This is a genomic window from Actinomadura keratinilytica, assembly GCF_039539665.1.
Lineage (GTDB): Bacteria > Actinomycetota > Actinomycetes > Streptosporangiales > Streptosporangiaceae > Spirillospora > Spirillospora keratinilytica.
The window spans coordinates 1-12,994 of record NZ_BAABDO010000154.1 but is presented as its reverse complement, the minus strand read 5'-3'; the positions used below and the strand labels follow the sequence as shown (position 1 = coordinate 12,994).

10 protein-coding genes are annotated in these 12,994 nt (G+C 74.6%); 5 read left to right on the top strand and 5 right to left on the bottom strand.

The annotated features are described in order from the left end of the window. Positions 1–71: 71 nt before the first annotated feature. Complete coding sequence (locus ABD879_RS29680; protein WP_345025023.1) at positions 72–1,307, bottom strand: lycopene cyclase family protein; 1,236 nt, start codon at positions 1,305–1,307, stop codon at positions 72–74. 480 nt (positions 1,308–1,787) lie between these two features. Between ABD879_RS29680 and ABD879_RS29675 the strand changes: the two genes are divergently transcribed. Beyond that, a complete protein-coding gene (locus ABD879_RS29675; protein ID WP_345025022.1) occupies positions 1,788–3,536 on the top strand; it encodes an ABC transporter ATP-binding protein in 1,749 nt (582 codons plus the stop codon). 13 nt (positions 3,537–3,549) lie between these two features. On the opposite strand, the gene ABD879_RS29670 is transcribed toward ABD879_RS29675, so the two are convergent. Together ABD879_RS29670 and ABD879_RS29665 are read right to left on the bottom strand one after the other, a co-directional pair. Then, positions 3,550–4,257, bottom strand: coding sequence for a response regulator transcription factor (locus ABD879_RS29670; protein ID WP_345025021.1), 708 nt, complete (start codon positions 4,255–4,257; stop codon positions 3,550–3,552). Positions 4,258–4,339: 82 nt separating this feature from the next. Then, positions 4,340–6,934 carry a cation-translocating P-type ATPase gene (locus ABD879_RS29665; protein WP_345025020.1) on the bottom strand — a complete coding sequence of 865 codons (2,595 nt, stop codon included), beginning with the start codon at positions 6,932–6,934 and terminating at the stop codon, positions 4,340–4,342. Positions 6,935–7,219: 285 nt separating this feature from the next. Here ABD879_RS29665 and ABD879_RS29660 point away from each other — a divergent pair, with 285 nt between their 5' ends. The 4 genes from ABD879_RS29660 to ABD879_RS29645 all read left to right on the top strand — a co-directional run bounded on the left by ABD879_RS29660 (position 7,220) and on the right by ABD879_RS29645 (position 10,860). Further along, entirely contained in the window at positions 7,220–7,528 is a 309-nt protein-coding gene (locus tag ABD879_RS29660) for a DUF3040 domain-containing protein (protein WP_345025019.1), read from the top strand. A 70-nt stretch (positions 7,529–7,598) separates the two neighbouring features. Continuing rightward, positions 7,599–9,278 (top strand): aa3-type cytochrome oxidase subunit I, encoded by a 1,680-nt coding sequence (gene ctaD, locus ABD879_RS29655; protein WP_425549667.1) that lies wholly within the window; start codon positions 7,599–7,601, stop codon positions 9,276–9,278. 386 nt (positions 9,279–9,664) lie between these two features. Next, positions 9,665–10,447, top strand: a complete 783-nt coding sequence (locus tag ABD879_RS29650; protein ID WP_345025018.1) for an acetate uptake transporter family protein — start codon at positions 9,665–9,667, stop codon at positions 10,445–10,447. Positions 10,448–10,674: 227 nt separating this feature from the next. Continuing rightward, complete coding sequence (locus ABD879_RS29645; protein WP_345025017.1) at positions 10,675–10,860, top strand: hypothetical protein; 186 nt, start codon at positions 10,675–10,677, stop codon at positions 10,858–10,860. Between the two features lie 22 nt (positions 10,861–10,882). On the opposite strand, the gene ABD879_RS29640 is transcribed toward ABD879_RS29645, so the two are convergent. Then, positions 10,883–11,881, bottom strand: coding sequence for a small ribosomal subunit Rsm22 family protein (locus ABD879_RS29640; RefSeq protein ID WP_345025016.1), 999 nt, complete (start codon positions 11,879–11,881; stop codon positions 10,883–10,885). 85 nt (positions 11,882–11,966) lie between these two features. Then, positions 11,967–12,994 (bottom strand): substrate-binding domain-containing protein (locus ABD879_RS29635; RefSeq protein WP_345025015.1); only part of this gene is annotated, 1,028 nt, incomplete at its 5' end.

The following is a 12,994-nucleotide window of genomic DNA, read 5'->3' as shown; positions in this document are numbered from 1 at the left end:
GCCGTCGAACCGGGCGCGCCCGCCGGGCGCGGGCACCGGCTCGGCGCGCCTGTCCCGGCCGGGCCGGCGGTTCACGACCGCACCGCCGGGTGCTCCGCCGCCGGCACGGGGACGGGGCGGGCGGGGCGGTCCCTGCGGGGCAGCAGCGGCACCTCGCAGGCGGTGCGCAGCATGGGCGGCACCGGGGTGCGCAGGCCGATCGCGATGTCCTCCCACAGGCGGGTGCCGCCGTCCAGGAACCGCAGCAGACGCGCCGTCGGCGTGTTCTCGAACAGGCCGGTGAAGAACCGCGCGCCGTCGACCCGCTCCCGCAGCAGAAGCCTCAGCAGCACCGCGTCCATCGCGCGGGCGCGCGCCGAGTACGGCGCGGGCGGCACGGGCACGGCCCCGCGCCGGTAGGCGGCGGCGATGGCCCGGCTCTGCCGCTGCACCGCGGCGAACGTGTAGCCGGTGGCGGGGCGCGTCGCGCCCCCGGCCGTGCCGATACGGAACACCGAACGCCCCACCCGGCGCGGGAACACGGCGTCGGTCATGGGGATCACGCCCTGCTCGCACCCGTGGACCCGCGCGGAGCCGAGCCCCAGCACCTCGCGCGTGTAGTGCCGCAGCCGCCGCTCGTAGGCGTCCCGGGTCAGCGGGGCGGGGGAGAACTCGGTGTACTCCACCAGCGCCTCGTCCGGGCCGGTCGGGAGCACGTAGCCGAACGAGACCCCGTGGCGCGGCTGCGGGGTCCGGAAGTCCATCAGCAGGGCGACGTCGGGGTCGAAGGCGGGCGCCTCGGTGCGCAGGAACCAGCCGCGGAAGTGCTGCAGCAGGGTGCTGCGGGCCCGCGGCAGCTCGCGCGGCGGGCGCGAGTCGAACACCCAGCGGGCCCGCAGCGTCACCCGCCGCCCGCCGTCGGCGGTGCCGGAGACCTCGGCGCCGCCGCGGACGTCGCGCACCGTGTCGACGTCGGCGTGCACCGTCCGCACCCCGCCGCGCCGGGCGAGCCGGCGCTCCACCAGCTCCCGGAAGGCGGTCGAGCGGATCATCTTGTAGCGGTAGGGCGCCGGCCGGTGCACGCTCCCGGAGCCGTCGCGGCCCACCACGCGTAGCCACCGCCAGGACGCGGCGACGGCGTCCTCGAACTCGCCGTCGCCCTCCTCCCAGAAGCACCAGGTGCGTTCGGGCGGGCGCAACGCCGCGTCGAGCGCCTCCACGAGCGTCACCGCGGGCGGCTCCCCCGGACCGTCCGCCCCTGCGAGGTGGTGGGCCAGCGACAGACCGGCCGCCCCCGCACCGACGATGATCACATCCGACTGCTCCATGCCCCCTCCCCGCCGTCGCCCGCGTCCTCCCCGAACAGGCGGCCGTTACACCCGCCGCCGAACCCCGCCGCGCCCCCGCGACCCGCGCGGCGGAGCCGATCCGGCCGACCGCCGACCGCCGCGCGAACGGGTTTTCAGCACATTCTTAGTTTCCTTTCAGACCGCTTATAGACCGGCCACAGCGGAGTCATAGGAATGGCTGGTTTCGTTCTTTGGTGTCAGGGCCGAACGGCCGGACGACAAAGAACGGGGGTTCTCGCATGAGCTTCCAGAAGATTGTCCCGGGGGCCGGCGGAGGACAGCCATGGCCGAGACCGCGTTACCGCAGGTACCGCAGGTTCTACCGGCGGCGCCGTCCGTACTACCGCAGGCGTCGGTGCTACTGGTACTAGGCCGGCCGCGCCGGTGAACGGCTGACCTGAGCAGAGCCGGGCGGGTTCATGGCCCGCCGGGCTCTTCTCGTGCGGGAGGGAGGGAAGCGTGCCGCTGCTGGCGGTTTCCGATGAGGTGCGGTCGGTGGCGGCCGCGTTCCGGCGTTTTTGGCCCTACACGCGCGGCGACCGCCGCTGGCTGCTGTTCAGCGGCGTCTGCGCGGTCGCCGCGGCGGCGTGCGAGGTCGCCGCGATCTGGCTGTTCGGAGTCATCACCGACCAGGCGCTGGCGGCGCGGGACCTGGACGCGTTCTGGCGGCCCGCGCTGTACTGGCTCGGGCTGGCGCTGGCGTCGGCGCTGGTGAGCTTCGGCGGCGAGTACACCACGGCGCTGGCGGGGGAGCGGTTCCTGCTGCGGCTGCGCGACGGGGTGTTCGCCCACATCCAGCGGATGTCGCCCGACTTCTTCGACCGGCGCCGCCTCGGCGACCTGATGGCCCGGCTCACCGACGACATCGAGGCGATCGAGGAGCTGGTGGCCTCCGGCCTGGTGCAGGCGGTGACGGCGCTGGTCAGCGTCGTGTTCTTCGCGGGTGCGGCGCTGTACGTGCGGTGGGACCTGGCGCTGGTGGCCTGCGCGCTGGTGCCGCTGTTCGTCGTCACGGCCAAGGTGTTCGCGGCGCGGCTGCACGCGGCGGCGGCCCGGGAGCGCGCCAGCAACGGCGTGATGAACAGCATCGTCGAGGAGGGCCTGGCCAACCAGGCACTGGTGCAGTCGTGCAACCGGCAGGACGCCGAGGCGACCCGGCTGCACCGCGAGGGCCGCCGCTGGATGGCCGCCAAGATGGCCGAGGCGCGGCTGACCGCGTCCTACGGGCCGCTGATCGAGGTGCTGGAGACGGTGTGCGTGCTGGTGGTGCTCGGCATGGGCGCCTGGGAGCTGTCGCGCGACCGCCTCACTCTCGGCGGGCTGCTGGCGTTCGCCGCGTACCTGGGCTACCTGTACCCGCAGATCCAGTCGCTGGGCCGGCTGGCGCTCACCGCGGGCGAGGCGGCGGCGGGCGCGGACCGCGTCCTGCAGGTGTTCGACACCCGCCCGGAGATCACCGACCGGCCGTCCGCGCGGCCGCGGGCGGCGGCGCGGGGCGGGGTCGCCTTCGACGCCGTCACCTTCGGCTATCCGGGCACGGGCCGGACGGTGCTGGACGGGCTGACGTTCCGGACGCGCCCCGGCGACCTGGTGCTGGTGACCGGACCGAGCGGCAGCGGCAAGTCCACGATCGCCAAGCTGCTGCTGCGCTTCCACGACCCGGTGGCGGGCGGCATCCGCCTGGACGGCGTGCCCATCCGCGACCTGACCCTGCACGCCCTGCGCGCGAGCGTCACCCTGCTGGCGCAGGAGAGCCTGCTGTTCTCCGGGACGGTGCGCGACAACATCGCCTACGGGCGGCCCGGCGCGAGCGACGCCGACGTCGTGGCGGCGGCCAAGGCGGCCGACGCGCACGACTTCATCACCGCCCTGCCGCAGGGCTACGACACGCCGGTGGGGCAGCGCGGGCGGCTGCTGTCGGGCGGGCAGCGGCAGCGCATCGCGATCGCCCGCGCGATGATCCGCAACACCCCGGTGGTCATCCTGGACGAGCCGACCACCGGCCTGGACGAGGCCGCCGCCCGCCGCATCCTGGCCCCGCTGCGCCGCCTCATGGAGGGCCGCACCACCATCCTGATCACCCATGACCCGCATCTGGCGCCGCGTCCCGACCAGATCATCGACCTGGGCGTCGCGTCCCCGCACGTGCTCGGCAACGGCCGTGCGGACCTCGGCGGGTCGGCGGCGTCGCCCACCACGCACTGGTGACGGGGGCCCCGGGTTACAGCGGGCTTTCGCGCAGCGTGTAGCCGACGCCGCGCACCGTCTGGATCAGCCGGGGCTCGCCGCCCTCCTCGGTCTTGCGCCGCAGGTACCCGATGTACACGTGCAGGGAGTTGGAGTTGCGGCCGAAGTCGCAGCCCCAGACCTCCTCCTGCAGCCAGCCGCGCTCCAGCACCCGCCGCGGACGCCGCAGCAGCATCTCCAGCAGGGTGAACTCGGTGGGCGACAGCGTGAGCCGGCGCATCCCCCGCCACACCTCGCGGGTCGCCACGTTCATGGTCAGGTCGGCGAACCGCAGCACCTCGCCGTCGCCGCCGGTGACCTCGCCGCGCGCGCGGCGGATCAGGGCGCGCAGCCGGGCCAGCAGCTCCTCCAGCGCGAACGGCTTGCACAGGTAGTCGTCGGCGCCCGCGTCCAGCCCGGCCACCCGGTCGGCGACCTCGGTGCGCGCGGTGAGCATCAGCACCGGCATGTCGTGGCCGCGGCCGCGCATCATCCGGCACGCGCCGAAGCCGTCGAGGCCGGGCAGCACCACGTCCAGGACGACGGCGTCCGGGGCACCGTCCTCCAGGGCGGCCAGCGCCTCGATGCCGTCCCCGGCCAGGGCGACCTCGTAGCCGTGGAAACGCAGGACGTGGTCGAGCGCGGAGCGCACCGCCGGGTCGTCGTCGACCACCAGGATCCGTGCCCGCTCAGGGTCCCCCATAGCGTCGAGCGTAAGGAGAAAATGGTCAGATTCCGGTCAGCGGCGGATGAGATTCACCTGACGAATTGTCGTGAACGATCTGCTAATGGTGGGGTTTCTGGCGTTTTGTGGGATGCAGTACGCGGTCGAGGCGCACGGCGGCGTAGCCGAGGACCGACAGGCCCAGCACGGCCCCCAGCTGCCCGGCGGTCAGCGGCTCGGTGCCGAGCAGCCCGCGCAGCGCCGGCAGGTAGAGCCCGGCCAGCTGCAGCCCCAGGGCGGCCGCGACGGCGACGAGCAGCATCGGATTGCCGCGCGACCCCGGCCGGGAGCGGGACCCGATCGCCGCCGCGAGCTGCGTGGCGCCGAGGGCGAGGAACGCCATGCTCTGCCAGGGCCGCCCGGTGTGGTACGCCCAGGCGGCCACCCCCAGGGTGACCGCGGTGAGCACGAACGCGATGCGCAGCACGCGCTGCCACAGCCCGGCGCCCACGATGCTCTCCGAGGGCGGACGCGGCGGCCGGTCCATGGCGCCGCGCTCGACGGGCTCGCCGCCCAGGGCGACGCCCGGCAGCCCGTGGGTGAGCAGGTTGATCCACAGGATCTGCGCGGGCAGCAGCGGCAGCGCCGGCCCGATGGCCGGCCCGAGCAGCATGACGGCGATCTCCGCGGCCCCGCCGGACAGCCCGTAGACCAAAAAGCGCCGGATGTTGCCGTAGACGCGGCGGCCCTCCTCGGTCGCGGCGACCACGGTGCCCAGGTCGTCGTCGGCCAGCACCAGGTCGGCGGCCTGGCGGGCGACCTCGGTGCCGCGCCGGCCCATGGCCACGCCGATGTCGGCGCGGCGCAGCGCGGGCCCGTCGTTGACCCCGTCCCCGGTCATCGCGACCACCTCGCCGCGCTCGCGCATGGCCTGGATGATGTCCAGCTTCTGCGCGGGGGTGGCGCGGGCGAACACCGCCGTGCCGGGGTCGGCGGCCGCGTTCGGGGCGCGGCAGTCGGCGACCGGGTCGTCCGGGCCGATGACGCCCAGCTCGGCGGCGATGGCGCGGGCGGTGCCGGGGTGGTCGCCGGTGATGAGCACCGGCCGGATCCCCGCGCGGCGGCAGGCGGCGATGGTCCCGGCGGCCGCCGCGCGGGGCGGGTCGACGATCGCCACCAGCCCGAGCAGGTGCAGCCCCCGCTCCAGGTCCTCGCCGGGACCGGGGGCGGACGGCCGGACGGCCGCGGCGACCGCGAGCACGCGGAAACCGTCGCGGGCCAGCTCGTCGGCGCGGGCGGCGGCGCGGGCCACCAGCCGCGGATCGTCCGCCAGCACCGCGCCGCCGAGCATCGCCTCCGGCGCCCCCTTGCAGACGACGCGCAGACTCCCGTCCGGCAGCCGGTGCACGGTGGACATGCGCTTGCGGTCGCTGTCGAACGGCCGTTCGTCCACACGCGGGCAGCGTTCGTGCAGCTCGCGGCGGTCGATGCCGAGCTTGGCGGCCGCGGCGAGCAGGGCGGCCTCGGTCGGGTCGCCCAGCGCCGTCCACTCCCCGCCCGCGTCCCCGGGAGGCGACAGCCGCGCGTCGTTGCACAGCACCGCGGCCGTCAGCAGCTCGGTCATCCCGTACGGGTCGGGGCCGTCGAGCGTGCGGCCGGCCACGTCGATCCGGCCGTCCGGGGCGTAGCCGGAGCCGGTGACGGCGGCCTCCGCGGCCGGCGTCCACAGGCGGCGCGCGACCATCCGGCCCTCGGTGAGCGTGCCGGTCTTGTCGGTGGCGAGCACCGTGACCGACCCCAGCGTCTCCACCGCCGACAGCCCCCGGATCAGGGCGTGCCGCGCGGCCATCCGGCGGGCGCCCAGGGCCAGGCCGAGCGTCACCACGGCGGGCAGCGACTCGGGGACGGCCGCCACCACCAGGCTGATCGCGGTGACCACCATCAGCTCGACCGGCTGCCCCCGCACCAGCCCGAGCGCCAGCACCACCGCGCACAGGAAGACCGCGACACCGGCCAGCATCCGGCCGACGCCGGCCAGGCGCCGCTGCAGCGGTGTCAGGCCGGCGCCGTCGCCCAGCATCGCCGCGATCCGCCCCGTCGTGCTCGCCGCACCCGTCGCGGTGACCACGGCGCGTCCCCGGCCCTTGACCACCACCGTGCCCGCCGATACCGCCGACTCCTCGGGGACGGCGGTGTCGGCCGGGCCGAGCGCGGCCGCCGCCGTCTTGTGCACCGGGACCGACTCCCCGGTCAGGGCGGACTCGTCCACCGTCAGCGCCGCCGCCTCCACGACCGCGGCGTCGGCCGCGACGATGTCCCCCTCGGCCAGCACGAGCAGGTCGCCGACCACGACGTCGGCGGCGGGGACCTGCAGCTGCGTCCCGTCCCGGACCACCCGCGCGGTCGGCGCGGTCAGCTCCGACAGCGCGCTGATCGCCCGGTCGGCGCGGATCTCCTGGCCCACCCCGACCGCGGTGTTCACCACGACCACCAGCAGGATCACGGCCATGTCGGTCCAGTCGCCGGTGGCGAGGGTCAGTGCGGCCGCCGCCAGCAGCACCAGGATCAGCGGGTCGCGCAGCTGCGACAGCACCCGCCGCCACGCCGGCACCGGCGGACGCGACGGCAGGACGTTCGGCCCGTCGCGCCGCAGCCGCAGCGCCGCGTCCGCCGGCGACAGGCCCTCAAGGGCCGTCGAGGTGTCCTCGCGCCGCATCACGAACCCCCACCCGTCCCGCCGGCCGGGCCGCGCGACCGGCGCGGCCAGCCTCCAGTCTCGGCGGGCCCCTGCCGCGCGCCCAGGGGCGAAGGTCCCGCCCGCCCGAGACGCCATGCCCCGCCCGGGATGACCTTGGGGACCTCGCTACCGGCTCTTTGTCGCCGCCTGCGGATCGGTGCCCGATGCCCGGGTACATCCTGCCTGCCGCCCCGAGCAGCGCAGGCGCTCACGGCGGGGGCGTGACCGGCGGCCGCTGCGGCCGTGCGCCGAGAGGTGGACGGGATGGGACTGCCAGGCGAAGAGCGGACCGTACTGAGGCGGATCGACGCGGAGCTGGAACGCGACGATCCGCGGCTCGCCCGGCGGCTGAGAACCTTCACCTGCGCCGACGGGGCGGCCGTGTCGTGGCGTCCGCCGCGGGTCGCGGTGGCCGTGGCGGCCTCGGTCGCCGCGGTGGCGGTGTTCCTGGTCGTCATGGTGGCCGTCCTGGCCGCACGCCACCCCTGCTCGCCGCGCATTGGAGCGGCCACCGCGGACGAGCGCGCGCACGGGCCCCGGCCCGCCGCCCGGACCGGGGCGAGGCCGTGTTGACCGCGCGACCCGCCGGCCGCCGGGCCGTCTCCGCGCCGCCGGGCCGCCCATCGGACGCGCGAGGCGCCCTGTGACCGACGTACGCGACCGGGCCGAGACCACGCCGCCGGCCGCCGTGCCCGCCCCGCGCGGCCGGGTGGTGGACTGGCTGACCACCACCGACCACAAGAAGGTCGGCTACCTGTACCTCGTCGCCTCGTTCTGCTTCTTCCTGGTGGCCGGGCTGATGGCGATGCTGGTCCGCGGGGAGCTGGCCCACCCCGGACTGCAGGTGACGCGCGCCGAGCAGTACAACCAGCTGGTCACCATGCACGGCACGGTCATGATGTTCTTCTTCGCCACCCCGCTGTTCGCCGGGTTCGCCAACGTGATCATGCCGCTGCAGATCGGCGCGCCGGACGTGGCCTTCCCCCGGCTCAACGCGCTCAGCTTCTGGCTGTTCCTGTGCGGCGGGCTCATCGCCCTCGGCGGATTCGCGACCGGCCAGGGCGCCGCGAGCTTCGGCTGGTACGCCTACGCGCCGCTGACCCTGGACACCTACTCCCCGGAGACCGGCGGCGACCTGTGGATCGCCGGACTGCTCATGTCCGGGGTCGGCACGATCCTGGGCGCGGTCAACTTCATCACCACCATCGCGGGGATGCGCGCGCCGGGCATGACCATGTTCCGGATGCCGATCTTCACCTGGAACGTGCTGTTCACCTCGATCCTGGTCATCCTGGCGTTCCCCGTGCTGGCGGCCGCGCTGGCCGCACTGTGGGCCGACCGCGAGCTCGGCTCGCACATCTACGACCCCGGCACCGGCGGCGCGCTGCTGTGGCAGCACCTGTTCTGGTTCTTCGGGCACCCGGAGGTCTACATCGTCGCGCTGCCGTTCTTCGGCATCATCACCGAGGTCATCCCGGTCTTCGCCCGCAAACCCCTGTTCGGCTACGTCGGCATGGTGTTCGCCAGCATCGCCATCACCGGCCTGTCGATGACGGTGTGGGCGCACCACATGTTCGTCACCGGGCGGGTGCTGCTGCCGTTCTTCTCCTTCCTGACCTTCCTCATCGCCGTCCCCACCGGGATCAAGTTCTTCAACTGGACCGGCACGCTGTGGCGCGGGCAGCTGGACCTCAGGTCGCCGATGCTGTGGTCGATCGGGTTCCTGGTCACCTTCCTGTTCGGCGGCCTGACCGGGGTCATCCTCGGATCGCCGCCGCTGGACTTCCAGCTCAACGACTCCTACTTCGTGGTGGCGCACTTCCACTACGTGCTGTTCGGCACCGTGGTGTTCGCGATGTTCGCCGGGTTCGCCTTCTGGTGGCCGAAGATGACGGGACGGATGCTGGACGAACGGCTGTCGAAGATCCAGTTCTGGATGCTGTTCGTCGGCTTCCACACGACCTTCCTCGTCCAGCACTGGCTCGGAGCCGGGGGCATGCCGCGCCGCTACCCCGACTACGCCGACGAGTTCACCGCCCTCAACCTGGTCTCCTCGGCCGGGGCGGCGCTGCTGGGGCTGTCCATCCTGCCGTTCCTCTACAACGTCTGGCGCACCGCCCGCAGGGCCCCGCGGGTCGTCGCCGACGACCCGTGGGGCTACGGCAACTCGCTGGAGTGGGCCACGCCCTGCCCGATTCCGCGGCACAACTTCACGGCCATCCCCGCCATCCGCTCCGAACGCCCGGCCTTCGACCTGCACCACCCCCACCTCGGCCAGGGGAGGCTCCGCGCCCGCGCCTCGCGTGAGCGCACCACCCCGTGACCGGCGCGGGCCGGCGGCCGGCCGCGCCCGCCCCGTTCCCGCGGCACGGTGCGAGGCGGGAGGGGAAAGGCCGCCGCGGTCGCAGTGAAACCGGATGCTCTTGGCGCGCGCGGATGCGGCGATGACACCAATCCTGCGGACCGCCGGACAAAAGGCCCGCGGGGCACTTCGCTTTACTCTTTCTTGGGAATCTGTGACGTTTTCATGGTTGACCTGTCAGCGCCCGTCCGTCGCCGTTCACGCAGGTCGCCGGGCCCCGTGGAGAGGGGGGCGGAGCCCGGCCGACGGGCCCGGGGGAGAGGCGGGAAAGCGGCACGCGGCAGGTTTATGGGGGCGTTCTTCGGATAGACCGAAAACGCCCTGCATCTCCGATTAGAGGAGGGGCCATGACACATGAGAGAGAACCCGCTCGCCATGGCGTACCGGTCGGCGAGCGCCGCGGGCCGGAGGAGTTCACCGAGGAGCACGCCCTGTGGGAGGACCGCACCCGCGTCTTCCTGCAGCCGGTGGCGGCCCCCTCCATCCTGGGGCTGTTCGGCCTCGCCGCCGCCCTGATGATGGTGGGCGCCTGGATGGCTGGCTGGTACGGCAGCGGCGTGACGCCCCTCATCCTGTTCCCGTTCGTGCTCATGTTCGGCGGGCTCGCGCAGTTCCTCGCCGGAATGTGGTCCTACCGGGCGCGCGACGGGCTCGCCACCGCCGTGCACGGCACCTGGGGCGCGTTCTGGCTGGGGTTCGGCCTGCTGTACATGCTCGCCGCGATGGGCTCCTACCCGGTGGTGCTGACCCCGGTGGTCGGCCAGGCCAACGCCGGCTTCGGGTTCTGGTTCGTGGCCCTCTGCGTGATCACCGGGCTGACCGCGCTGGCGGCGCTCGGCCGCAACATGGGGATGGCGGCGCTGCTGATCGTGCTGTCGGTGGGCGCCGGGTTCACCGCGGCCGGCTTCTGGTCCGGCGCCACCTGGCCGGTGCGCATCGGCGGCTGGCTGTTCGTCGTCTCCTCCGTGCTCGCCCTGTACGCGGCGGCGGCCATGCTGATGGAGGACACCTTCGGCAGGACGCTCCTCCCGATGGGCAAGGTCCGCGCCGCGGCCGGGCTCACCGGCCGCCGCGCCCACCGGCCGCTGGAGTACCCCTACGGTCAGCCGGGAGTCAGGATCGGGCAGTGATCCGGCCGCCGGACGAGGCGGGAGCCCGCGCCGCCGGCCGGCCCTCGGCGCCGGCCGGCTCCGGGGACGGGGCTCCCGCTGGCCGCCGGCCGCCCCGGCCTGACCGCGCCACGCCCGGCCTGCGCCCGCGGGCCCCGCGGCCCGAACGCCAAGCCGGGGTCAAACGCTCCTCTATTCGTGCCATACCCTTGGGTTTTGTCCCGAGCACGGCATCTGACGGAGGAGCGATGTCAATCGCGGCACGATACTGGCGGCGGATGGTCCGCGCCTACCATCTCGCCTGCGCCCGCGACGACGCCGCGGCGCACGGCGTCTCGGTCCCGAGCGGGGTGTGGGTCTGCCACGTCTGCGAGCTTCCCGTGCTGAAGATGACCACGCTGGTGCGGCACGTGCGCTCCGAGCACGTCCTTTGACCGGAGCACCCGGACGGGCCGGTCAGCTCCCGCCCCGCGGGAGCGGCGGCCAGGGCGCTCCCCACTCGGTCTTGCGGGCGGCCCGGTAGGCCTCGCCCTGCCGCTTGGAGACCGTGGCGTCCGCCATCCCGTCCGCCTCCGTGCACAACCGCAGCGACACCAGGCCCTTGCGCCGGACGGGGCGCCGCACGACCCGCCCGGCGGCCCGCGCCCGGGCGCCCCTGGCCGCCGCGACATAGCAGAACTTCTCGTCCTCGAACCCCAGGGTGCCGACCTTGATCCTGCGGTGCAGGGCCGTCCTGTTCAGCCGCTCGGCGAAATGGCACCAGTCCTGGCCCCGGGGGACGGGGCAGGCGCGGTCGTGCGGGCACGGCGCCACCACCGACAGCCCCAGCTCGATGAGCAGGTCGCGGGCCGCCGCGATGCGCTCGTAGCCCGCGGGGGTGCCCGGCTCGACCAGGACGACCAGCCCGCTGCCCGCCGCCAGCGAGCGCACCGCGTCCGCGCGCACCTGCGGCGGGAGCTCGCCGAGCACGTACGCCATGGTGACCAGGTCGGCGGCGGGCCTGCGCACCGGCCCGGCGATCACCGTGCGCCGCCAGCGCGCGTCCCGCACCGCGGGCGAGTCCGCCCGCCCGGCCAGCCGCCGCCCGAAGGAGATCGCCTCGGGCGCCTGCTCCAGCACGGTGGTCTCCGCGATGGACGGCCACACCTCGGCGGCGGCCCACACCGCCGCCCCGGTGCCCGCGCCGACGTCCACGTGCGTGCGAGGGGAGAACCCGGGCAGCAGCTCCGCGCTGCGCTCCAGCGCGGCGACCACCGCGGCGTAGGTGGCGGGCATCCGGTACGCGGCGTACGCGGCGACGTCGGCCGCGGAGGCGAGCACCATGCGCTCGGCGGGGTCGAACCCGTCGCGGTACCGGTGGATGAGCTTCTGGACCGACCTGCTCAGCGCCGCCGGGTCGGCCCCGCTGAGCGCCTCGTCCAGTGCGGCGCTCAGGTCGCCGGGCAGCTCGGCCATGCGCGTGATGATGCCAGCCGCCCGGCCGCGTTGTCGAACCGCCCGAAGGCCGCGCCCCGCCGCGGAACCGGAGGTCGCGCCGCGCTCAGGTGGCCTGGCACGGCGCGGACACGAGGGTGTCCCGCGAGACGCAGGGGGCGGCGCCCGCCTGCCGGAGGATCCGGCGCGCCTGGTCGCTCGCCATGAACGTCAGGAACGCCGAGGCGGGGCTGTCGTTCGGCGGCGCCCCGTAGGTGTAGAAGACCTCGGGCGCGGCGAACGGGTAGCGGTTCGCCGCGGCGGAGGCGGCGTCCGCCCTCCGGCCGTCCAGGGCGAGGATCCGCACGTTCGGATAGCGGCGGCCGTCCGCGGCGACGTGCAACTCGGCGTAGCCGATCGCGCCGGGCAGCCGGTTGACGGTCTCCAGCACCTGGTTCTGGCTGCTGCGCTCGCAGCGGATCACCCGGGCGGCGGCGCGGATCTCGTCCTTGCGCCGGCAGTCCCGGGACGACAGCTCCGGCTCCGGCTGCCGCAGCACCTGCTCCTCGAAGATCGTCCGGGTGCCCGAGCCCTCGGTCCGGCTGACCATGCGGATCGGCACGTCGGCGCCGCCCCGGAACCGGCTCCAGCCGGTCGGGCCGCCGTCGCTGTAGACGGACCGCAGCTCCTCCACGGTCAGGCCGGTCACGTTCGCGTCCTTGTGGACGACGACGGCGAAGGCGACCAGGGTGACCGGGAAGCCGCGGAACCCGCGCGCGCGGATCTCGTCGGAGTCGGGTTCGAGGTGCCCGTCGTGCATGGCGATCGTCGAGGCCGCGTTCTCGGGGGTCAGCGCGCGCACCCCCTCGTTGGAGCCGATGGGCTCCACCTCGATCCGCGCGTCCTCGCACAGGGCCTCATAGCCCCGGCGGATCGCGTCGGCCGTCTTCTCGAAGGCGGTGGAGCCCACCAGGTGCAGCGTGCCGCGGAAGCAGAAGGAACGCTCCACCGCGTCGCCGCCCGCGCCCATGGCCCGCCCGGCTCCGACGCCGCCCGCGAACAGCAGCGCGGCGACGGCCGCCGACAGCGACCGCCGCTCGCGGGGATCCCACCACCTGCGGCCGGGCCGCGCCCCGCCGGCCGGCGGGGCGGGCC

Coding starts and splice junctions, on each gene's coding strand:
- ABD879_RS29680 (WP_345025023.1), bottom strand. CDS start 1,307: ATGGAGCAGTCGGATGTGATCATCGTCGGTGCGGGGGCGGCCGGTCTG.
- ABD879_RS29670 (WP_345025021.1), bottom strand. CDS start 4,257: ATGGGGGACCCTGAGCGGGCACGGATCCTGGTGGTCGACGACGACCCG.
- ABD879_RS29665 (WP_345025020.1), bottom strand. CDS start 6,934: ATGCGGCGCGAGGACACCTCGACGGCCCTTGAGGGCCTGTCGCCGGCG.
- ABD879_RS29660 (WP_345025019.1), top strand. CDS start 7,220: ATGGGACTGCCAGGCGAAGAGCGGACCGTACTGAGGCGGATCGACGCG.
- ABD879_RS29650 (WP_345025018.1), top strand. CDS start 9,665: ATGACACATGAGAGAGAACCCGCTCGCCATGGCGTACCGGTCGGCGAG.
- ABD879_RS29645 (WP_345025017.1), top strand. CDS start 10,675: ATGTCAATCGCGGCACGATACTGGCGGCGGATGGTCCGCGCCTACCAT.
- ABD879_RS29640 (WP_345025016.1), bottom strand. CDS start 11,881: ATGGCCGAGCTGCCCGGCGACCTGAGCGCCGCACTGGACGAGGCGCTC.